Annotated in this window: 23 protein-coding genes; 7 read left to right on the top strand and 16 right to left on the bottom strand. The window is 69.4% G+C overall.

Annotated features, from left to right (window positions below; translation table 11 throughout):
* The first annotated feature begins 138 nt into the window (after positions 1-138).
* From AB5L97_RS02400 to AB5L97_RS02385, 4 genes are all read left to right on the top strand, one after another.
* The gene (locus tag AB5L97_RS02400; RefSeq protein ID WP_369046304.1) at positions 139-738 is read left to right on the top strand and encodes a hypothetical protein; all 600 of its coding nucleotides are present in this window, start codon (positions 139-141) and stop codon (positions 736-738) included.
* Positions 739-873: 135 nt separating this feature from the next.
* A complete protein-coding gene (locus tag AB5L97_RS02395) occupies positions 874-1,650 on the top strand; it encodes a hypothetical protein (RefSeq protein WP_307956918.1) in 777 nt (258 codons plus the stop codon).
* Positions 1,650-2,378, top strand: a complete 729-nt coding sequence (locus AB5L97_RS02390; RefSeq protein ID WP_369046303.1) for a class F sortase — start codon at positions 1,650-1,652, stop codon at positions 2,376-2,378. The genes AB5L97_RS02395 and AB5L97_RS02390 overlap by 1 nt, the downstream gene beginning before the upstream one ends.
* Before the next feature lie 26 nt (positions 2,379-2,404).
* The gene (locus tag AB5L97_RS02385) at positions 2,405-2,782 is read left to right on the top strand and encodes a cupredoxin domain-containing protein (protein ID WP_369046302.1); all 378 of its coding nucleotides are present in this window, start codon (positions 2,405-2,407) and stop codon (positions 2,780-2,782) included.
* A gap of 25 nt (positions 2,783-2,807) precedes the next feature.
* On the opposite strand, the gene AB5L97_RS02380 is transcribed toward AB5L97_RS02385, so the two are convergent.
* The 6 genes from AB5L97_RS02380 to AB5L97_RS02355 form a co-directional block, all read right to left on the bottom strand.
* Positions 2,808-3,443, bottom strand: a complete 636-nt coding sequence (locus AB5L97_RS02380; RefSeq protein ID WP_369046301.1) for a tetratricopeptide repeat protein — start codon at positions 3,441-3,443, stop codon at positions 2,808-2,810.
* Between the two features lie 53 nt (positions 3,444-3,496).
* Complete coding sequence (locus AB5L97_RS02375; RefSeq protein WP_307956922.1) at positions 3,497-3,892, bottom strand: MmcQ/YjbR family DNA-binding protein; 396 nt, start codon at positions 3,890-3,892, stop codon at positions 3,497-3,499.
* Positions 3,893-3,905: 13 nt separating this feature from the next.
* Complete coding sequence (locus tag AB5L97_RS02370; protein WP_369046300.1) at positions 3,906-4,340, bottom strand: CoA-binding protein; 435 nt, start codon at positions 4,338-4,340, stop codon at positions 3,906-3,908.
* Positions 4,341-4,388: 48 nt separating this feature from the next.
* Positions 4,389-4,997 carry a hypothetical protein gene (locus AB5L97_RS02365; protein ID WP_369046299.1) on the bottom strand — a complete coding sequence of 203 codons (609 nt, stop codon included), beginning with the start codon at positions 4,995-4,997 and terminating at the stop codon, positions 4,389-4,391.
* The gene (locus AB5L97_RS02360; protein ID WP_307956925.1) at positions 4,994-5,572 is read right to left on the bottom strand and encodes an RNA polymerase sigma factor; all 579 of its coding nucleotides are present in this window, start codon (positions 5,570-5,572) and stop codon (positions 4,994-4,996) included. Before AB5L97_RS02360 ends, AB5L97_RS02365 begins: the two co-directional genes overlap by 4 nt.
* Before the next feature lie 187 nt (positions 5,573-5,759).
* Entirely contained in the window at positions 5,760-7,046 is a 1,287-nt protein-coding gene (locus AB5L97_RS02355) for an adenylosuccinate synthase (protein WP_307956926.1), read from the bottom strand.
* Positions 7,047-7,217: 171 nt separating this feature from the next.
* On the opposite strand from AB5L97_RS02355, the gene AB5L97_RS02350 reads away from it, so the two are divergent.
* Positions 7,218-8,075, top strand: a complete 858-nt coding sequence (locus AB5L97_RS02350; RefSeq protein ID WP_369046298.1) for a DUF1206 domain-containing protein — start codon at positions 7,218-7,220, stop codon at positions 8,073-8,075.
* Here the strand turns inward: AB5L97_RS02350 and AB5L97_RS02345 are convergent.
* The 7 genes from AB5L97_RS02345 to AB5L97_RS02315 all read right to left on the bottom strand — a co-directional run bounded on the left by AB5L97_RS02345 (position 8,033) and on the right by AB5L97_RS02315 (position 14,737).
* The gene (locus AB5L97_RS02345; RefSeq protein WP_369046297.1) at positions 8,033-8,158 is read right to left on the bottom strand and encodes a hypothetical protein; all 126 of its coding nucleotides are present in this window, start codon (positions 8,156-8,158) and stop codon (positions 8,033-8,035) included. The genes AB5L97_RS02350 and AB5L97_RS02345 overlap by 43 nt on opposite strands.
* Positions 8,155-9,711, bottom strand: coding sequence for an o-succinylbenzoate--CoA ligase (gene menE, locus AB5L97_RS02340; RefSeq protein WP_369046296.1), 1,557 nt, complete (start codon positions 9,709-9,711; stop codon positions 8,155-8,157). Before menE ends, AB5L97_RS02345 begins: the two co-directional genes overlap by 4 nt.
* Before the next feature lie 39 nt (positions 9,712-9,750).
* On the bottom strand, positions 9,751-11,088 hold the full coding sequence (locus AB5L97_RS02335) for an MFS transporter (RefSeq protein WP_307956929.1): 1,338 nt from the start codon (positions 11,086-11,088) through the stop codon (positions 9,751-9,753).
* 66 nt (positions 11,089-11,154) lie between these two features.
* Positions 11,155-11,631, bottom strand: a complete 477-nt coding sequence (locus AB5L97_RS02330) for a MaoC family dehydratase (RefSeq protein ID WP_369046295.1) — start codon at positions 11,629-11,631, stop codon at positions 11,155-11,157.
* A 20-nt stretch (positions 11,632-11,651) separates the two neighbouring features.
* Positions 11,652-12,911, bottom strand: a complete 1,260-nt coding sequence (locus AB5L97_RS02325; RefSeq protein ID WP_369046294.1) for an acyl-CoA dehydrogenase family protein — start codon at positions 12,909-12,911, stop codon at positions 11,652-11,654.
* A 1-nt stretch (position 12,912) separates the two neighbouring features.
* Positions 12,913-13,800, bottom strand: coding sequence for an amidohydrolase family protein (locus AB5L97_RS02320; protein ID WP_369046293.1), 888 nt, complete (start codon positions 13,798-13,800; stop codon positions 12,913-12,915).
* Position 13,801: 1 nt separating this feature from the next.
* On the bottom strand, positions 13,802-14,737 hold the full coding sequence (locus AB5L97_RS02315; protein ID WP_369047338.1) for an SDR family NAD(P)-dependent oxidoreductase: 936 nt from the start codon (positions 14,735-14,737) through the stop codon (positions 13,802-13,804).
* A gap of 119 nt (positions 14,738-14,856) precedes the next feature.
* Here AB5L97_RS02315 and AB5L97_RS02310 point away from each other — a divergent pair, with 119 nt between their 5' ends.
* Positions 14,857-15,327, top strand: coding sequence for a MarR family winged helix-turn-helix transcriptional regulator (locus AB5L97_RS02310; RefSeq protein WP_423246818.1), 471 nt, complete (start codon positions 14,857-14,859; stop codon positions 15,325-15,327).
* An 88-nt stretch (positions 15,328-15,415) separates the two neighbouring features.
* Here the strand turns inward: AB5L97_RS02310 and AB5L97_RS02305 are convergent, their stop codons facing one another.
* The 3 genes from AB5L97_RS02305 to xylA are packed head-to-tail and all read right to left on the bottom strand — an operon-like array spanning position 15,416 to position 19,359.
* Complete coding sequence (locus AB5L97_RS02305) at positions 15,416-16,684, bottom strand: D-arabinono-1,4-lactone oxidase (RefSeq protein ID WP_369046292.1); 1,269 nt, start codon at positions 16,682-16,684, stop codon at positions 15,416-15,418.
* Complete coding sequence (locus tag AB5L97_RS02300) at positions 16,681-18,141, bottom strand: xylulokinase (protein ID WP_369046291.1); 1,461 nt, start codon at positions 18,139-18,141, stop codon at positions 16,681-16,683. The genes AB5L97_RS02305 and AB5L97_RS02300 overlap by 4 nt, the downstream gene beginning before the upstream one ends.
* An 18-nt stretch (positions 18,142-18,159) precedes the next feature.
* Positions 18,160-19,359, bottom strand: a complete 1,200-nt coding sequence (gene xylA, locus AB5L97_RS02295; protein WP_369046290.1) for a xylose isomerase — start codon at positions 19,357-19,359, stop codon at positions 18,160-18,162.
* A gap of 107 nt (positions 19,360-19,466) precedes the next feature.
* On the opposite strand from xylA, the gene AB5L97_RS02290 reads away from it, so the two are divergent.
* Positions 19,467-20,681, top strand: coding sequence for an ROK family transcriptional regulator (locus tag AB5L97_RS02290; protein WP_369046289.1), 1,215 nt, complete (start codon positions 19,467-19,469; stop codon positions 20,679-20,681).
* Positions 20,682-20,689 lie beyond the last annotated feature (8 nt).

Genomic DNA, 20,689 nt, shown 5'->3' with positions numbered 1-20,689 from the left:
CACCGCTTGATGAGCGCAGCCGCAATGAAGCACGTGGCTGTCGAGTCCTTCCTCAATCGTCGAACAGTCCGGGTCCCGTCCGGCTCCGAACTCCCATGGAAGGGCGGACCACGCGACCGCCCAGGGAGGGAGCTGTCAATGCGTTCGACGAGGTGGGCGGCGCTGGTCGCCGCCGGAACACTCATGCTCAGCGGCTGCGCGGAGGGTGGCAACACAGCGGCTCGTGACACGAGCCCACAGTCGCCGGTGGGCGCAGGAGCAACCGCCCCAGTCACGGGAGCGGCTGGAGCCCCGGAAGAGGGCGCGGGGCCTTCGCCCGCCGCGAAGATGGTCTGCGATCCCGAGATCAGGGAGCGCATCGCCCAGATCCTCGCCCTTCCAGACCCGCCGCAGCCTGGATCGACATGGTCCCAAGGGCTCTTCTCGTGCCTCTACCGGCTCCCCACAGGAACACTGACCCTCTCGGTCCAGGAATCCGCTAGTCCCGCGGCCGCGCGGATCAACTTCGAGTCGGTGAAGGAGCGTCGCGGCCCGATGAAGGACATCGAAGGGCTTGCGAACCTCGGCTTTCCCGCCGCGCAGTCCTCGACAGGAACCGTGGCGTTCGTCAAGGACTCGTTCACCCTCACGGCCGACGCCACGGGCCTTTCCGAGCCCGTCGGGCCGCATGGAATCACGCGGACCGCTCTGGCCTACCAGGTGGCGACGGACGTCCTCGCCTGCTGGTCCGACGGATAGGGCCACGCGCTGCCCAGGCCGGGGTGACCAATCCGCGAACCGGCCCCGCACCGAAAGACCTGTGTCAGAGTCCCTCCACGGGTTTCGCTTCACGGGAACTCCCGGGACATCAGGCTCCACCAAGAGGAAGCCACCATGATGAAGAAGTCAGCATTTCTGTTCGCCCCGGCACTAGCCCTCGGCGCCTTGGCCCTGTCCGGCGTCCCGGCACAGGCGGCGGATAACTGGACGTATCAGGCCAATCTCGCTTCGATCAACGGTTCCAACGCCTCCGGCACCGTGATGATCACGGTCAACGGTGACCAGGCAACCGTCACCGAGAAGGTCTCGGGCCTCGCCGCGTCCTTCAACGGGAAGCCCTACCCGCATGTGCAGCACATCCATATCGGGGCGAAGGGCCAGTGCCCGGGTCCCTCAGCGGACACGAACGGGGACGGAGTCGTCAGCACCACCGAAGGCGCCCCCTTCTACGGTGGGATCGGCGCGACGCTCTCCACGAGCGGTGACACGAGTCCCGCCGCCGGCACCGATCTGGCTGTTGCGGGCATGGGCTCGAGCTACACCTACCAGCGCACCATCACCCTCGACGCCAAGACCTCGGATTCGCTCAAGGCCGGCACGGCCGTGGTCGTGGTGCACGGGCTGGACCCGGCGACACTCTCCGCCGCCGCACAGAAGGAGCCGAGCGACCTCGTTCCCTCACTCCCCCTGGCTGCCACCTCTCCTGCCCTGTGCGGGACGCTGACTGCCATGCCTGCTGGGGCCCCGGGAACCGGGATCAGCGAGCCGACAGGTACCGTCGAACCCACCGTGGGTCTTCTCGCGGCCGGCGGCGGGCTCATGCTGGGCGCCGGTGCCGCGTTTGCTCTCAGGCGCCGACTCGCCCCGGCCAAGGCAACTCAGAGGATCTGATGCGCTTCGGCATCGGCCGTAGCCGTGGACGCCTTGCGGCGTCCGCGGCGGCGGTCATCCTGATGGCGGCCGGGACGGCAACCGCGGCCGCTGGGCTCGGGGCGGTCCACGCACCGTGGGACGAAGCTACCGCCAGCCCGACGACGTCGGCGATAGCCGCGCCCGCACCGTCGACGTCGGTCGCTGTTCCGGACCCAGCGTCGCCCCCGACGCCGAGCGCCGCGGTTCCCGCACCGCCGTCAGCCGCGACGGGTCCCGTACTTGCTTCCTCCGTGCCCGGGCGCCTCCAGGTGCCCGCGGTCGGGATCGACACGCCGCTCATGCAGCTCGGGAAGCAGCCGGACGGCGAAGTCCAAGTCCCACCGGGCGAGCCCGGATCGCCGGCAGGCTGGTACACCGGTTCCACAACGCCCGGGCAGACCGGCTCCGCCGTCATCCTGGGCCACGTCAACGCGATTGGAACCCCGATCGGCGTCTTCTACCGCCTCCACGAACTCACCCCCGGCGAGCAGGCAACCGTGGTCCGCGCCGACGGGACGGCTGCAGTCTTTGCCGTCGACCACGTGGACGTCTACCACAAGGCGTCCTTCCCCACCGTTGAGGTGTACCGGAACGCCGATCGTCCCGAACTCCGCCTGATCACGTGCGGCGGCTACGACCCCGCCTCAGGCCAGTTTCTGGACAACACGGTTGTCTACGCGCATCTCGTCGCGACGCATCCGTCGTAAGAGCCCTCTGACCGAAAGGACCAGCCGTGGCACGCCCGAAGACATTCCAGACCCTGCTCCTGGCGAGTGGTCTCATCCTCACCGTTGGTGCGTGCTCGCCGCCGGCGGGACCCACGCCCTCCCCGTCCTCGACGATGACCATGGACATGGGGTCGAGCTCGCAAGCGACGATCCACGTGAAGGACTTCGCTTTCACAGGAGCCAACTCTGCCGCCGCCGGCACCCGCATCAGCGTGATGAACATGGACGGCGAGGCCCATTCCGTCACGGCAGACGATGGCTCTTTCGATGTCACCGTCCAGCCCGGAAAGACTCTCGACTTCACGGTCCCCGCAAAACCTGGCACCTACACCTACCACTGCAAGTTCCACGCGGACATGCATGGAACGCTCACGGTCCGGTGAGGCGGAGGCGGCCAGCGCCCCCGCGTCAGCCGGCCAAGGCACGGCAGGCTGCGATGCCCTCGCGAGCCCACTCGGCCTGCTCCGGGGTTCCGACGCGGGAGGCCCACTGCTCGGCGAGCTGGAATTCGACGAGCGCCCGGTGCGGCTCTCCGGCGTCGAGGAACATCCAGCCGAGGTTGCCGTGGAGCGAAACGCACCACCGTTGCGCGCGCGGGCTGTGGGCCTCCCGCGCATACTCGATCCCCGCGCGGGCCCAGGACTCGGCGTGGTCCGAGTCCGCAATGGCGAGCATGTGGAAGGCATCCGCTGCGAGGAACTCGTCTCCGAGGTGCTCGCCGAGCTCCGCGGCCTGCTCGAACAGCGGAACAGCCATCGCGGCGTGCCCGGAGGAGTTGAGGACGCGGCCCCGCTCGAGCAGCACGCGCACCGAGATGGTGGGGTCCTCCTCGCAATCGATGCCGTCGAGGAGCGCGTCAGCCTCCTCATAGCGTCCTTGGAGCCCGATCGCGCGGCCGAGTTGGGTGGTGAGCTCGCCGCGCTCGGCATCGTCGAACGGGCGGCCGCCAAGGGCACCGTCCTCGAGCGCGCGCCGGAAGGCAGCTTCGGAGCCTGAGGGATCGGAGAAGTTCCAGAGGGCATCAAGGGTGGACTGGTCGAGCATCGGGCCTCCTTGGGCAGGGCGGTCGCGGCGTCGTTGCACCCACCCTAACCCGCTCAGCGCGCCAGCCGGCTCCAGCCGAGCGCCTCGCGTTGCGTGCGGGGAAGGCCGGCCACGACGAGGTCATACGAGTCCTCGACCAGATCGCGCACGTCGTGGTCCGTCAGTCCCCCGTCGAGGCGCACGTCGCTCCAGTGCCGCTTGTTCATGTGCCACGCCCCCGTGATCTCCCGATGCGCGGCCCGCAGCTGCACGGCGAGCACGGGATCGCACTTGAGCGCCACGCTCAGCGGTGTGGCGTCGAGGTTCGAGAGGGCAAACATCTTCCCCGGCCGGTCCTCACCGCCGGAGGGCGCACGGACCTTGAAAACGGAGGCCTCCGGGCCGAAGGGGAAATCCTCGTAGGCGCCCGGAAACCGGAGGCACAGCGTTCGCAGTTCGGCTGAATCCATGGGGTGGCGTCCCTCAGGCGCGTTTCCGGTTCCGCCGCCAGAGCTCCTGGTCGGGGCACGCGTTCATGACGACGTCGAGCCCGGCCGCCTCGGCGCGCTCCGCGGCGGCATCGTCGATCACACCGAGCTGCAGCCATAAGGCCTTCGCGCCCACAGCGATGGCCTGGTCCACGACGTCCCCCACGCGATGGGAATTCACGAAGCAGTCCACGACGTCGATCGGGTGCAGTTCCGCGGGGATGTCCGCGAGGGCCGCATAGCCCTTCTCACCGTGCACATCCTCGCCGCGGAGATTCACGGGGATGATGCGGTTGCCCATGACGTCCCGTACGGTGAGGGCCACGGAATGCGCGGCGCGCCATTCGTTCCTGGTGAGGCCCACGATCGCCCAGGTTCCTGGGGTCTCCATCAGGCGGTCAATGACAGCCGGATCGTTCACATGCCGCATGGGGTCATGCTATCCCCGGAGCCTGAAGGGGCGCAGGGAAGGGCCAGGTCAGTGGTTGCCGCCCGGCCCGCTCGCGCCCTGGCCGCCGGAGTCCGAACGCCCAGGAGTGCGTCCGCCCTGCGCGTTCTGGTTCTGGTTTGACTGACCCTGATTGGCGTCGCCCTGGCTGTTCTGTCCCTGGCTGTTCTTGCCCTCGGAGGCCGAGTCCTGCGCGTGCTGGTCCCCCTTGGCGTCAGAGGCTTTGTCCTTCGCCGGCGCCGCCGGGACACTGGCCGGGTCGACGGCCGACGCCGTTCCCTCGGGCGCGGGGGCCTGCGTATGGACGCTCTCGGCCGGGGTGAGATCTGACCAGTCCTGGGCCTGCCAGGGCCATGTCTGCCCGGTCACTGCTGCGACTCCGCTGGCGCCGAGTCCCATTCCCGCCGCGACCAGCACTCCGATCACGGCGCCCCGGTGACGCTTGATCCATCGTGGGTGCCCCACACCGGTGGCCTTGAGTGCCGAGGCCGCCATGAAGCGCGCCAGAGGGCCCGAGGGCTCGGGTGCCGGTGCCGCGCCGAGCACAGCGATCCGTTCGAGCACGTGCGTGAGTGCGACGTCGTGCTCGAGGCCTTCCTCTGCGAGCAGAGCTCGCAACGCGGTCCTGTTCATGGTCATTGGACCCACTCTTCCTCGGACACATGCTCCCGCAGGGCAAGGAGCGCCCTGCGCTGGAGCTGTTTGACCGCCCCCGGCGACTTGCCGAGGACGGTGGCGACCTCATCGATGGTCAGCTCCGCGACAATCCGGAGCGTGAGCACCTCTCTCTGATCTCCCTTGAGCTTGCCGATCAGGATCTCTGCATCGGTCTGGCCCGTGGCCACGAGCGCGTCGTGCTCCGCGGAGTTCGTCTGACGGGTATCCGTCAAGGGGTCGTAGTCGACGATCCGTGGCCTGCGCTCGTTGCGCCTGTAATGGTCGACGACGCGGGCGTGCGCCACCGAGAACAGGAACGTCTTGAGGCCGGCCACGCCGCCCTCGATTGATCCGAGCCGCGATAGGACCGTCACGAAGACGTCCTGGGTCAGAGCCTCCGGATCATCCACGCCCCGTGCCGACATGTAGCCGATCACCGCGGGAGCCAGCGAACGGTACACGAGCGTGAACAGCTCATGCTCCGTCATGGCGCCCGGCGCGAGGTCGGCGTCGATGATCGGTTCGAGCACGGGGCTTCCCTGACTTCCTGCGGGCACAATCTGCCCAGTCTAGCCGTCCGCCAGCTGCGCGGACGCCTCTGTCTGGGGCAGAGAAGAAGCCGGGCTGGAACATGATGGGGGACAGATTCCAGCCCGGCTTGCACTCACGTAATCGCTCCGGAACCCGGAAAGGTTACGCGGTGACGGAATTTCTTGTGCGGGTTCCGACTCCGCTCCATCACCGTCAGTCGATGAGGTCGCGGACCACGATGGTCTGCTCGCGATCGGGGCCCACCCCGATCGCGGAGAACCGCGTGCCGGAGAGCTTCTCGAGCGCGAGAACGTAGTCGCGGGCATTGGCCGGCAGCTCGTCGAGGTTCGTGGCGCCCGAGATGTCCTCGGTCCAACCGTCGAAGTACTCGAAGATCGGCTTGGCGTGGTGGAACTCGGTCTGGGTCATGGGCATCTCGTCGTGCCGCACGCCGTCGACGTCGTACGCGACGCACACCGGGATCTTCTCGATGCCGGTGAGCACGTCGAGCTTGGTGAGGAAGTAGTCCGTGAAACCGTTGACGCGCGAGGCGTGGCGGGCCAGGACCGAGTCGTACCAGCCGCAGCGGCGCGGACGTCCCGTGTTGACGCCGAACTCGCCGCCGGTCTTCTGCAGGTACTCGCCCATCTCGTCGAACAGTTCGGTGGGGAACGGTCCGGCGCCGACCCGGGTCGTGTACGCCTTGATGATGCCGATCGCGCGCGAGATGCGGGTGGGCCCGACGCCGGAGCCCACGGAGGAACCGCCCGCCGTCGGGTTCGAGGACGTCACGAACGGGTACGTGCCGTGGTCCACGTCGAGGAACGTCGCCTGGCCGCCCTCCATGAGGACCACCTTGCCGTCGTCGAGCGCCTTGTTGAGCTCGTAGGTCGAGTCGATCATGAGCGGCCGCAGGCGGTCCGCGAAACCGAGGAAGTAGTCCACGGTCTCATCGACGCTCACGGCACGGCGGTTGTACACCTTGACGAGGAGCTCGTTCTTCTGGTGCAGCGAGCCCTCGACCTTCTGGCGCAGGATCGACTCGTCGAACACGTCCTGGACACGGATGCCGAGCCGCGCGACCTTGTCCATGTAGGCGGGGCCGATCCCACGGCCGGTGGTGCCGATGGCCCGCTTGCCGAGGAAGCGCTCGGTGACCTTGTCGAGCGTCTGGTGATACGGGGCCACGAGGTGCGCGTTGGCGGAGACGCGCAGTCGTGACGCGTCGCCGCCACGGGCCTCGAGCCCGTCGATCTCCTCGAAGAGCGCCTCGAGGTTCACCACGCAGCCGTTGCCGATGATCGGGATCGCGTTGGGGCTCAGGATGCCGGCAGGAAGGAGCTTGAGCTCGTACTTCTGGCCGCCCACGACGACGGTGTGCCCGGCGTTGTTGCCGCCGTTGGGCTTGACCACGTAGTCCACCCGATGTCCGAGCAGATCCGTCGCCTTGCCCTTGCCTTCATCGCCCCACTGGGCTCCGACGATCACGATTGCTGGCATGGATGGATTCCTCCCCGAAACCGCCCGCGGCCCGGCTGGCCGTTGGCCTACATGCACAGGCCCCGGGACTCGCTTGGAAAGCAAGGCAGCCGGGGCTCTTGCCACCCAAGTCTACCCAAGGGCCGCGTAAGACGCCGAAGATGGGGCAATAGACCCACCGGGAGGTCACACGTGAGCAATCGAGGACAGACGGGCGGCAACGCCCGCGAGATGGCAGAGGACGGTGCGAGGTCCGCGGCGCGCGGAGCGCAGCGGGCGGCTCGTTCCCGTCCAGCCCGGATGCTGGCCCGGGCCGGATTCGTGTTCGTGGGAGTGGTGCACGCGCTCATCGCATGGCTCGCCGCGCAGATCGCGATCGGAGCAGGCAGCGGCCATGCGGACCAGTCGGGCGCGATCGGGCAGCTCGCGGGGGCGCCGGGCGGACCATTCCTGCTGTGGGCGGCCGCCGTGTGCTGCGGTGCCCTCGCGGTGTGGATGGCACTCGACGCGGTGGCCCGGTGGCGCCGCTACGGCAAACCGACGAAGGCGCTCGGGCCGGCCGGGACCGCGGTGGCGTATCTCGCCCTGACGTGGCTGCTGATCAGCTTCGCGATCGGAAATCAGGAGAATTCGGGCCAGCAGTCCCAGGAGACCACGGCGAAACTCCTCACGGCCCCGTTCGGCTTTGCATTGCTGATCGTTGTGGGGCTCGCGGTCCTCGGGGTGGGCGTGTACTTCGGCTACACGGGCATCACGCGGAGCTTCCTCGGCAAGGATGCCCAGCCTAGTGAGACCGCGCCGGCCTGGGTCAGGGCGGTCGGGACTGTGGGCTACACCGCGAAGGGCGTGGCGGTCGCGGTCCTCGGCATCCTCATCCTCGTGGCCACGATCCGCCACGACCCCTCACAGCAGAGCGGCCTCGACGGCGCCCTCAAGGGACTCGCGGCCCAGCCCTTCGGGGACTGGATCCTCGGGGCGGTCGCCCTCGGCCTGTTCTGCTACGGGGTCTACAGCGCCGCGCGGGCGAAGTACGGGGACTTCGCCCGGTAGTCCGCCCACTGGTAGTCCGCCCACTGGCGCACGACGACGCGAAGTCGCGTCCCGCCGTCGTGCGCCACGGACGTCGTGGTCACCCCGCGTACTGCCTGCGCAGCTCCGCCTTGCGGATCTTCCCGCTTGCAGTGCGCGGCATCTCGGTCACAAACACCACGGACTTGGGGATCTTATAGCGGGCGAGGCGCCCATCGAGGTGGGCGCGGACGCTGGCCTCGGTGAGTGACGTGCCCTCCCTCAGGGTCACAATGGCCCGCGGCACTTCGCCCCATTTGTCGTCGGGAACCCCGATGACGGCCACGGACGCGACGGCATCGAGCTCGACGATGACGGCCTCGACTTCGGCCGGGTAGATGTTCTCCCCGCCGGAGATGATCATGTCCTTGAGCCGATCCGAGACGAACAGGAAGCCCTCCTCGTCGCGGTAGCCCATGTCCCCGGACTTGAACCAGATGCCATCCGCGTAGGATTCGCGCGTCGCGTCGGTGCGGTTCCAGTACTCCTTGATCACGTTGGGTCCGGCGATCTGGATCTCACCGACCTCACCGGGCGCGAGCACCTGGCCGAGCGGGTCGGCGATGCGGATGTCCGTGAAGAACTGCGGGAGCCCGGACGAGCCGGCCTTCTCCTTGGACCGCCACACCGGCAGCGTCGTGGCACCCGGCGCCGTCTCGGTCATGCCGTAGCCGTTGGAGAAGCCCAGTCCGCGCCCCTCGTACGCCTCGAGGACGCGCACCGGCACGGCGGATCCGCCGCACGTGAGCTTGTCCAGCGAGCTGAGGTCCGTCGCGTCCCAGTCGGGGTGCTCGCAGAGCATCTGGAACGTGGTCGGCACCCCGTTGAGGGACGTGACCCCGCGCTCCTGGATGGTCCGCAGGACTTGGCCGGGCTCGAATCTGGACTCGAGGACCACGGTGGCGCCCTTGAGCAGCATCGGCAGGAGGCCCATGTCGAGCGAGGCCACGTGGAACAGGGGCGAGATCATGAGCGCGACGTCGTTGCGGTTGACGTCCATGTCGGTGATCACGTTGATGCAGTTCCACGTGATGTTCCCGTGCGTGAGCAGCGCGCCCTTGGGCCTGCCCGTCGTCCCGGAGGTGTACAGGATCAGGGCACCGTCGTCATGCGTCACCGTCTCGTCGATCACCTCCGCGGGCGCGGCCGCGAGGGCCTGCTCGTAGAGCTCAATACCCCGTTCGACGGCGAGTCCCGCCTGTGCGGTCGGCGCGGGTTCCGCTTGGCCCACCACCAGTCGGTTCCGTACGCCTGTATCCTCAGCGGCGGCAGCGGCCAAGGCCTCGAGCGCTGATCCGTTGACGAGGAGCCGGGCCCCGGAGTCCTGGAGCTGGTACTGCAGCTCGGGGGCGGCGAGCCGCGTGTTGAGCGGGATGAAGATCGCCCCGAGAAGTCCCGCGGCGAAGAACGTCTCCACGAAGGCCGGATCGTTCTCGCCGAGGTAGGCGACGCGGTCGCCGCGGGCCACCCCGCGGCGGCGCAGCGCGTTCGCGAGGCGGTCGGCGCGCTCGGAGAGCTCGTCGTAGGAGATTTCGCGCTCTCCCGCGACCAGGGCAACCTTCGGGCCCGACTTCGGGCGACGCCGGTGGAGCCACGAGCCAACACCGTTGTTGTACATGGGGACCTCCTCAGGTCGGGTTGGGCAGCGGGCGGGGCCTCAGCGGACCGTGGTGAGGTCGTTGTCCTTGGACTCGCGGGTCAGCAGGATGAAGACCGCCGAGACGAGGGACATGATGGCAAGGAACCCGACCACCGCACCGATGCTCTGGCCCGAGTCCTTGTAGAGCGAGGCGACGATGCCCGGCGTGAACCCGGCGCCGATGAGGGTGGCGAGCTGGTAGCCCAGCGCCGCGCCGGTGTAGCGGGACGTGGTGCCGAACTGCTCCGAGACGAACGCGGCGAGCGGCCCGTACAGCGTCGAGTGGAAGACGAGGGCGAGGGTGAACGCGAGGAACACGAGCCACACGTTGCCCGAGCCGAGAAGGCCGAACATCGGGAACAAGTACGCGACGAACAGGATGAGGCCCGCGATCATGACGGGGCGCCGGCCGAACCGGTCGGAGAGCCGGCCACCGAAGAGCACGAACGCGATCGAGATCGCCGAGGCCGCCGCGAAGCCGTACAGCACGCCCTGCTGGGGGGCACCCTTGGAGACCGCATAGGTCACCGCGAACGTGGGCAGCACGACTTGGAGGCCGAAGCCCGCGGCGCCCGCAAGCATGATGAAGATGAGCGCCTTGGGCCGGCGCAGGACCTCGATGAGCGGGACCTTCGGCTTCGCACCCTTGGCCTCCTCCGCCTTCTTCTCTGCCTCGACGGCCTCCGAGAAGATCGGGCTCTCGGTGACGCGGAGTCTGACGAACAGGCCGACCACGAGGAGCGCGAACGAGAGCAGGAACGGGATGCGCCAGCCCCAGGAGAGGAACTGGTCCCCGGGCAGCGCCGAGACGATGCCCATCATGACCGTGCCGAGCACAGCGCCCGTGGGGGCACCGGCGTTGACGAACGACGCCGCGAATCCTCGCCTCTTCGGGTTGGAGTGCTCGAGGGCCATGAGCGCCGCGCCACCCCATTCGCCACCTACGGCGATGCCCTGCAGCACGCGGAGCACCACGAGGAGCACCGCGCCCCATGGGCCGATGAGGTTCGCGCCGGGAATGAGGCCGATGGCCGCCGAGGCCAGGCCCATCACGGTCATCGAGATGATGAGCATGCCCTTGCGGCCCATCCGGTCACCGAAGTGGCCGAAGATCACGCCGCCGAGCGGGCGGGCGACGTAGCCTGCCGCGAACGTCGCGTACGCTGCCACGACGCCGACCCACGGGTCCGTCCCGGCGAAGAACACCTTCGGGAACGCGACCGCGGCGGCGGTTGCGTAGAGGAGGAAGTCGTAGAACTCGATGGTGCTGCCCATGTAGCTGGACAGGATGACCGTGCGCGCTTCCTTGCGCTGCGCGGTCGTGCTCATCTGGCTGAGCGTGGTGTTTCCGGACATGATGATTTCCTTGGGGACGGAAATGATGCTGGGAAGGGTGGGTTTGGTGGGGCGGGAACTGCAGGTCTACTTGTAGAAGCGCGCGAGGAACTCGGCGACGACAGCGGGGCGCTCCTGGCCCTCGATCTCGATGGTCGCCGTGACCTTGATCTGGGCGCCGCCCTTGACCTCGGACACCTCGGCGATCGAGCCGAGCATGCGGACCTTCGAGCCGACCTTGACCGGCGAGGTGAAGCGGACCCTGTCGAGGCCGTAGTTGACCTTGGTGGTGACGCCGTCGACGTCGAACAGCTCGCCCCAGAACGGGATGAGCAGGCTCAGGGTGAGGAAGCCGTGCGCGATCGGCGCGCCGAACGGGCCGTCCTTGGCGCGTTCGGGGTCGGTGTGGATCCACTGGTGGTCGCCGGTCGCGTCGGCGAAGAGGTTGATGCGGTCCTGGGTGATCTCCATCCAGTCGGTCGCGCCGAGGTCGGCGCCGGTCATGGTCAGGAGCTGGTCGAAGTCGACAACGAGCCTCGGCTCGATGGTGCGGGGCGTGGTCATGGGATTCTCCTTGGAGTTCTCTACTTCGTGAAGGCGCTGTGCCCCGTGAGGGCGCGGCCGATGATGAGGGCGTTGATCTCGTGGGTGCCCTCGTAGGAGTAGACGGCCTCGGCGTCGGCGTGGAAGCGGGCCACGTCGGTGTCGAGGGTGATGCCGTTGCCGCCCACGACTTCGCGGGCGAGCGCGACGGTCTCGCGCATGAGCAGGGACGTCTGCATCTTGGCGAGGGCCGAGTCCTGGTCGCGGTAGATGCCCTTCTCCTGCTGCTCAGTCAGCCTGACCACGAGCGAGAGGCTCGAGGTGAGGTTGCCGAGCATGCGGGCGAGCTTCTCCTGGACGAGCTGGAACGAGCCGAGCTGGCGGCCGAACTGCTCGCGTTCTCTGACGTAGCGCAGGGCGGCCTCGAACGCGCCCGCCTGTATGCCCGTGGCGATCCACGCGACGTCCGAGCGCATGCCCCTCAGCATCGCGGCAACGTCCTTGAACGAGTTCACGTTGTGGAGGCGGTCGGCCTCGGTGACCCGGACGCCGTCGAGCGTGATGTGGGCGTTCTGCATCATGCGCAGGGCGGTCTTGCGGTGGATCTTCGTCAGCGTGACGCCGGGCGCCTCTCGCGGGACGAGGAACGCCTTGACCTGGCCGTCCGCGACATCGCGGGCGAAGACCGCCAGCACATCCGCGGTGAACGCGCCGCCGATCCAGCGCTTCTCGCCGTCGAGGATCCACGTGTCGCCGTTCTCGCCCGGCTCACGCCGAGCCGTCGTGGCGAGGCCGCCCGCGATGTCCGAGCCGGATTCGGGCTCGGTCAGCGAGAAGACGCCCTTGAGGGAGAAGTCGATGACCTTCGGCATCCACTCGCGCTTCTGCTCCTCGGACGCGCCCACGCGGATGGCCGTGCGGAAGAGCCCGGCCTGAGCCGTGTAGAACGTGGCGATCGAGGCGTCGGTGCGAGCAAGCTCGAAGATGCGGAAGCCCTGGTAGATCCCGCGGGCCGGCTTGGTGCGGCCCTCGGTCAGCTCGGCCGGCTCCATGAGGTCCAGGTCGATGAGCGGCTGCGCGATCTCGTAGGGGAATTCGCCCCGCTCCCAGTAGTCGCCCACGAGCGGCTTGGCCTTCTCCTCGAGGAAGTCGCGGAGGCGGCCGAGGACCTGGCGCTCGTCGGACGTGAGAAGGGACTCGGCGTCGTACCAGTCGGCCACCTCGTACAGTCTCCCAAGAGTGGGAGAAGCGGCGCCGGCCGGGTTAACACTTGAGGCGAGCTCCGTCGTCGTGCCTGCCATCTCAACCACCGAGCCCGAGGAGCTTGACCGCGTTGTCCTTGAGGATCTTGGGGCGGACCTCGTCCTTGAGTGGCAGGTCGGCGAACGCGCCGAGCCACTTGGCCGGGGTGATGAGCGGGTAGTCGGTGCCGAAGAGCACCTTGTCCTGGAGCATGGAGTTCGAGGCCTTCACGAGGGACTCGGGGAAGTACTTCGGGGACCAGCCGGAGAGGTCGATGAACACATTCGACTTGTGCGTCGCGATCGAGTTCGCCTCGTCCTGCCACGGGACCGAGGGGTGCGCCATGATCACCGTCAGGCCCGGGAAGTCCGCGGCGACGGCGTCGAGCAGGATCGGGTTCGAGTAGCCGAGCTTGATCCCGTATCCCCCGGGCAGGCCCGCGCCCATCCCGTTCTGGCCCGTGTGGAAGATGGCCGGGAGGCCAAGCTCCTGGAGCGTCTCCCAGAGCGGGTAGAACTCCTCGCTGGACGGGTCGAAGCCCTGCAGCGACGGGTGGAACTTGAAGCCCCGCGCGCCGAGCTCGAGGGCCTGGTGCTTGGCACGGGCGATCGCGTCCTCGCCGGTGCGGGGATCGACCGAGCCGAACGGGATGAGGACGTCGTTGTGCTCGGCGGCGCCGGCAATGAGGTCCTCGATCGAGTTGGGCTCGTGCTTGAGCTGGGTCCGGGCGTCGACGGTGAAGATGACGGCGGCCATGTTCAGCTCGCGGTAGGTCTCCGCGACCTTCTCGAGGCTCGGTGAGCGGTCCTCGGCCTTGAAGTACTTCGCCGAGGCCTCGTTGAGTGCGTCGGGGAGGGAGCAGTGGCCGTGCCCATCGATCTCGATGTGCACGTGCATGTCGATCGCGTCGATGGTCGAGACGTCGATCCCGAGTTCGTAGCGGGCCATGTCAGCGGGCCTCTGCGGCAGCGGGCTGGAGGTCGGCGGGAAGCGGGAGGAACTCCTCGCCGATGCTCTGGAGGTGGGCGCCGATGAGCTCGGCGCCCTTCTCCTGGAGCGCCTCGTACGTCCAGCCGCCCTCGCGGTAGTCCGTCGTGGCGGCGTCGGGGTGGGTCCACACCTGGAGTCGGTCGCCGCCGGCGCCGATGGCCTGGCCGCTGATGCCGGCCGCCTCGTCGGAGGCGAGATACGCGACGAGCCCGGCGACGTCGTCGGCCGTCCCGAAGCCCAGATCGTGGCGGAAGAACGCCGGCATGGCCTCGCCGCGCTCGTCGGCCTCGACGGCCTTGGCGAAGTACGGGACGGTCTTGGTCATCGCGGTCGCGGCGACGGGGATGACCGCGTTCACGGTCACGCCGGCCTTCTTCATCTCGAGGGCCCACGTGCGGACCATGCCCACGATTCCGGCCTTCGCGGCCGCGTAGTTGGTCTGGCCGAAGTTGCCGCGCTGACCCGTCGGGGAGCCGATCGTGACGATCCGGCCCTGGACGTTGTTGGCCTTGAAGTACGCGAACGCCTCACGGACGCACGTGAACGTGCCCTTGAGGTGGACGTTGATGACGAGATCGAAGTCATCATCCGTCATCTTCAGCAGGCTCTTGTCGCGCAGGATCCCGGCGTTCGTGACGAGGATGTCGAGGCGGCCGAACGCGTTCACCGCGCCGTCCACGAGCGCCTTCGCGGCCTCGGTGCTCCCGACGGGCACGACGACGGCGGTCGCCTTGCCGCCGTCGGCCTCGATCTGCGCCACCGCGGCGGCCGCCGTCTCCGCGTTGACGTCATTGATCACGACGGCGGCGCCCTGCCGCGCGAGCTCACGGGCATAGGCGAGGCCGAGGCCCTGTCCGCTGCCGGTGACGATTGCTACCTTGCCTGCCAGGCTCATGCCCTGCTCCTTGCCGTGTGCCGCTTCGGTCTCGTTCGTGAGACCCTTGTCACAGTCCATGAAATACTGGATCATTGAAAATGTCAACGATTTATCTTGAGTACTTCTTGGAGGACGGCGTGAGCGTGCAGGACGAAGTAGAGGCGAGCGTGCCGCGGCTCGCCGAGGCGGCCATCGCCGACGACATCGGGCTTCTCCTCGCGAAGCTGCACGCGGCCGGGTCGGTTCTCAACAACCGCACTCTTGCGGCCTTCGAACTGCGCGAACGCTCGTACTCCGTGCTGCGGCTCGCCTGCAGCGGACTCGAGCCGACGCAGCGCGAGCTCGCCGACTTCCTCAGCCTCGATCCGAGCCAGATCGTGGCACTCGTGGACGAGCTCGAAGGACGCGGGCTTGTGACGCGCGAGCAGGGACGGACGGACCGGCGACAGAAGATCGTGCTCGCGACTCCCGAGGGCGCGAGCGTCCATGCCGCGGCGGAGGCTGCAGTGGCGGCCAGCGAAGCGGAGACGCTGTCGGCACTCGCGCCCTCAGAGACCGTGACCCTCAGGTCACTACTGCGGAAGGCCCTCTGGAGCGGCGCCGCGTAGGCGAAGGACCGACCGCGCCCCAACCCACCAACGCGGGGCCATGTCCCCCGCGACGCGGAACATGGCCCCGCTATGGGCCCGGCGCGGCTCAGGCGCCGAGAACCCTGTCGAGGTAGGCGTTGCGGAACGTGCCCTCGGGGTCGCGCTTCGCGACGAGGTCCCGGAACTCCTCGAACCGCGGATACAGTGCGCGGAGCTCCGCCGACGGCACTGCGAACAGCTTGCCCCAGTGCGGGCGCGCGCCGAACGGGGCGAGCGCGGCCTCGAGCTCGGGCAGCAATGCCTCCACCTGGGCCTGCTGAGGCCGCCACGTGAAGTGCAGCGCGATGCTGTCCTGCCGATAGGCGGGGCTGAGCCAGAACTCGTCGGCGGCGACGGTGCGAACCTCCGAGACGAACAGGAGCGGCGCGAGCTTCCCCGCGAGCCTGCGCACCGCGGCGAGCGCCTTGGCTGCGTACCGACGTGGGAGGAGGTACTCGGTCTGCAGCTCCTCTCCCGCGCTCGGCGTGAACTCATGCCGGAAGTGCGGCAGCCGGTCCAGCCACGGACCGGGGACGCCGAGCTGCTGCGTGCAGTTCTCGGCGGACATGCCCGGGAGCGGGTGCCGCGGACGGGTCGCCGGCACCGCTCCGTGGAAGTCAGAGGAGCGGTCGACGGCGCGTCCGGCCTCCGCGGCGTCGGCGCGCACCTTCCGCCAGACCTGGGGAACGGCGTCCCCGGCGTAGTCCGTGAAGAGCGAGACGCTGTACCCATCGCCGGCGACGCCGTCGTAGTCCGCCAGCACGGTCTCCCACGGCAGGTTCTCGAAGACCTGCTGGCGCACCTGGTAGCTCGGCTCGATCGCGAGCTCGAGCGCCGTGACGATCCCGAGCGCCCCGAGGCCCACCACGGAGCCGGCGAACTCGCCGTCGCCCTCGTCGAGCCGCTCGACGTCCCCGGACGCGCGAACGAACTCGACCGCCTTCACGGCCGATGCCAGCGCGGGGCTAGAGATCCCGGAACCGTGCGTGCCGGTCTGCACGGCCCCTGCGACGGAGATGTGCGGCAGGGAGGCCATGTTGTGCAGGGCCCATCCCTCGCGCTCAAGGGCGGTCCCGAGCGCGCCGTAGGTGAGCCCGCCGCCCACACGGGCCACCCGCCGCCGCGCGTCAACCTCCACGGGCCCCGGCAACCGGTCGAGCACCACCTGGACGCCGCCGGTGTCCGCGACGTCGTTGAAGCAGTGCCTTGAGCCGAGCGCTTTGACCCGCGCGCCCCGCGCCGACGCGGACCCCACCAGCTCGGCGAGCTCCTCGACCGACTCCGGCCGCACCACAGACGCCGCCGAATAGTCCAGATTCCCAGCCCAGTTCTTCATTCCAGTCCCTTCGAATACGTCGTAGAGGCAGCAGCGCGGTAACGCTCGAGGACGCCCGGGGCCGGCGGGGCCGTGACCGTCGCGGTGCCCGCGGCCTCCCAGTCCGGGAGGCGCCCCAAGAGGAGGCTCGCGGCTTGGCGGGCGGCGCCGTCGGCCACGTACTCCCCCGGTTCCGGCACGTGCACCGGCAGCCCGAAGATCCCGCCGGCAGCCTGCTGGATCGCGGCGGACCGTGCGGCCCCGCCGAGGAGGATGATCCGCTCGGCGGCCACCCCCGCAGCCCTGAGTGCGGTGAGCCCGTCCGCAAGAGAGCACACAATGCCCTCCACCGCGGCGCGCGCGAGGTTCGCGCGCGTGTAATTGTGCAGGGTAAGGCCGTGCAGCGAGCCGGTCGCGTCGGGCAGATTCGGCGTGCGCTCGCCTTCGAAGTACGGCACGAGGGTGAGCCCCTCCGCCCCGGCGGGCGCCGAGAGCGCGAGCTCGGTGAGCTCGGGCAGCGGAACGGCGAGCAGCGCCGCCGTCGCGTCCAGCACCCGCGAGGCGTTGAGCGTGCACACGAGCGGGAGGTAGTTCCCGGTCGCGTCGGCGAAGCCGGCGACGAGGCCGGAAGCGTCCGACGTCGGGTGGTCGGCGACGGCGAACACAGTTCCGGAGGTGCCGATCGAGACCACGACGTCGCCCACCGACGCTCCGACCCCTAGCGCGGCGCCCGCGTTGTCCCCGGCTCCGGGGCCGATGATCGCCCCAGCGGGGGTGCGCCCGGCCGCCTCGAGTGGCCCGAGCACGCGCGGGAGGACCGGCACGTGGCCGAGGGTCTGCTCAAGCACGCTCGGGAGGTACTCCCCCGAGACCGGGGACCAGTACCCGGTGCCCGAGGCGTCCGAGCGGTCAGTTGCCAGGGCGGCGAGCCCCCCGGCAGCACCGTCTGGCCGTGCCGTGCCGGGGCCGTGGCCCGCGAGCCGCCACGAGAGCCAGTCGTGCGGGAGGCACACGGCGGCGGTCCGGGCGGCATTCTCGGTCTCATTCTCTGCGAGCCAGCGCAGCTTCGTCGCGGTGATCGAGGCGACCGGCACCGTGCCGGTCGCCTCAGCCCACCACCGGGCGCCGGCGGCAGGGTCGGGCGTACTCGATGCGGCGCCCGCCTCTTTGATGAGGGCGGCAGCGGCGCCAGCCGAGCGGGTGTCGTTCCACAGGAGTGCCGGCCGCACCACGGCACCGTCGGCATCGAGGCAGACCATGCCGTGCTGCTGGCCGCCCACCGACACTGCGGCGACGTCGTCGATCCCGCCGGCTGCCGTGGTCGCGGCTTGGAGGGCGTCCCACCACGCGTCGGGGTGCACCTCGGTGCCCTCGGGATGGCGGGCCGAGCCGGAGCGGACGAGGGCCCCGGTCTCGGCGTCGCGGACCACAACCTTGCAGGACTGGGTGGAGCTGTCGATTCCGGCGACGAGCGGCACGTCAGGACCTTCCGGATCTCAGCGGGCGCCGAGCAGGTGCTCGAGGGCCAGCTGGTTGAGGCGGACGAACGCGTACGACCGCTCGGCGGCCTTGTCCGCGTCGAAGTCCTCGAAGGCGGAGGCATCGGCGAGGAGGTCCGCCGTCGTCTCCCCCGCGGCGAGGGTCGGCTCGGAGAGCTCGAAGACGCCCGAGGTGCTAAGGGCCTCCTGGACCTCGGCGTCGGCACGGAACGCCGCAGCACGCTCCTTCAGGAGAAGGTACATGCGCATGTTCGCGGCGGCGGACGCCCACACGCCGTCGTACCCGTCGGTGCGGGAGGGCTTGTAGTCGAAGTGGCGCGGGCCTTCATAGCGGGGGCCGCCCCCCGGGAAGCCGTTCTCGAGCAGGTCCACCGTGAAGAATGCGCTCGTGAGGTCGCCGTGGCCGAACACGAGGTCCTGGTCGTACTTGATGCCGCGCTGGCCGTTGAGGTCGATGTGGAAGAGCTTGCCCGCCCACAGCGCCTGCGCGATGCCATGGGTGAAGTTCAGGCCGGCCATCTGCTCGTGTCCCGTCTCGGGGTTGAGGCCCACGATGTCGCCGTGCTCGAGCTGGGCGATGAACGCGAGGCCGTGGCCCACGGTCGGCAGGAGGATGTCCCCGCGCGGCTCGTTCGGCTTGGGTTCGAGTGCGATCCGCAGCCCATAGCCCTTCTCCTTGATGTACGCCGCGGCCGTGTCCACGCCCTCGCGGTAGCGGTTCAGGGCGGCGTTGAGGTCCTTCGAACCGTCGTACTCCGAACCCTCGCGCCCGCCCCACATGACGAACGTCTCGGCACCTAGCTCCGCGGCGAGGTCGATGTTGCGCAGCACCTTCGCGAGGCCGAACCGACGCACCGAGCGGTCGTTGGACGTGAAGCCACCGTCCTTGAAGACCGGGTGGCTGAACAGGTTCGTCGTGACCATCGGGACCTTGAGGCCGGTCTCCTCGAGCGCGGCGCGGAAGCGCTTGAGGATCAGCTCGCGCTCGCTCGCGGGGGCGCCGAACGGGACGAGGTCGTTGTCGTGGAACGTGATGCCGTACGCGCCGAGCTCGGCGAGCCTGTGGACGGCCTCGACAGGGTCCAGGGCTGCGCGGGTCGGGACGCCGAACGGGTCGTTGCCCGTCCAGCCGACGGTCCAGAGGCCGAAGGTGAACTTGTCAGCGGGCTTGGGGACGGCGGGGCTGGTCTGGGACATCGTGATGCTCCTCGTTGAGGCCGGACGAATTAGTATGTGTTCTGAACTATATGGACTGTATCCACTGTGATGTGATGTGGTCAACACTTTTCTTCCGGGAGGACGCCATGACTTCTCAGGCCGCAGCGGGGCCCCGGGCCAGCGAGGCGCCCGGGCGCGTCGGGGACGTGCGACGGCGCAACCTCGCCCTCGTGCTCAGCCGCCTCGGCCCGGACACCGTCGCGAGCCGCGCCGAGATCGCCGCCGCGACCGGGCTCACCAAGGCGTCCGTCTCGAGCCTCGTGACGGACCTCCTCACGACCGGCCTCGTCGAGGAGCTCGGCGTGACGCGCGACGGCGAGCGCGGCCGTCCCGGCGTCGGCCTCGCCCTGAACCCCCGGCGCGGGGCACTGGGTGCGGAGGTGAACGTCGACTACCTCGCGGTGGGTGTCCTGGACCTGAAGGGGACGCTCCGCGTGCACGAGTCCGTCGAGGCGGTCAACCACGGACGCGCGCCCGCGGACGTGCTCGCCGACCTGCAGGGGCTCGCCGCCCGAGCACGGGACAGTGCCGCCGCCGAAGGCATCGAGCTGCTCGGGGGCGGCCTCGCGGCGCCGGGCCTCGTGGAGGGGGATGCCGGCATCGTGCTCACAGCGCCGAACCTCGGCTGGCGCGACGTGGACGTCTCAGACGCGCTGGCCACGCTCGTGCCGGACGCCCCGTACGGGGTGGCGCTCTCCAACGAGGCGGACAGCGCCGCCGTGGCCGAGCTCTGGTACGGGCAGGGTTCCGCGGCGGACGCGTACCTCTACCTCTCCGGAGAGGTCGGCGTCGGCGGTGGGCTCGTGCTCGGCGGCAGCCTGTTCACCGGGCCGGGCGGCCACGCGGGCGAGGTGGGACACGTCGTCGTGGACCCGCAGGGGCGGCGCTGCAGCTGCGGCGGGCGCGGGTGCCTCGAGACGGTGGCCGGACAGGAGGCGATCTTCGCCGCCGCGGGCATCGGCACGGGCACGGCGACGGGGCGCATGGCCGCGCTCCAGGACGCCCTCGCCGCCGGTGACCGGAAGGCGGCCGACGCCGTCGGCCGCGCCGGGGCCGCACTCGCCGTCGCGGTGGTCGCCGCGGCGCGACTCGTGGACATCTCCGCCGTCGTGCTCGGCGGCCATTTCGCCGCCCTGCGGGACCGGATCGGCCCCCTCCTCGTCGACTCGCTCGCGGACCTCGCCCCCGGTCAGATCACCTCGGTATCGTTTTCCGACCTCGGGGCCTCCGCTGCCCTGAGGGGAGCCGCCGGGGGCGCGGTGCGCCGGGTTCTCGCCGCGCCCCACGAGTTGCTCGCCTGAGGCTGGCG

Source organism: Sinomonas sp. P10A9 (assembly GCF_041022165.1).
GTDB classification, from domain to species: Bacteria; Actinomycetota; Actinomycetes; order Actinomycetales; family Micrococcaceae; genus Sinomonas; species Sinomonas puerhi.
Note: the sequence above shows the minus strand (reverse complement) of the source record. Positions and strands in the feature narration are given on the sequence as shown.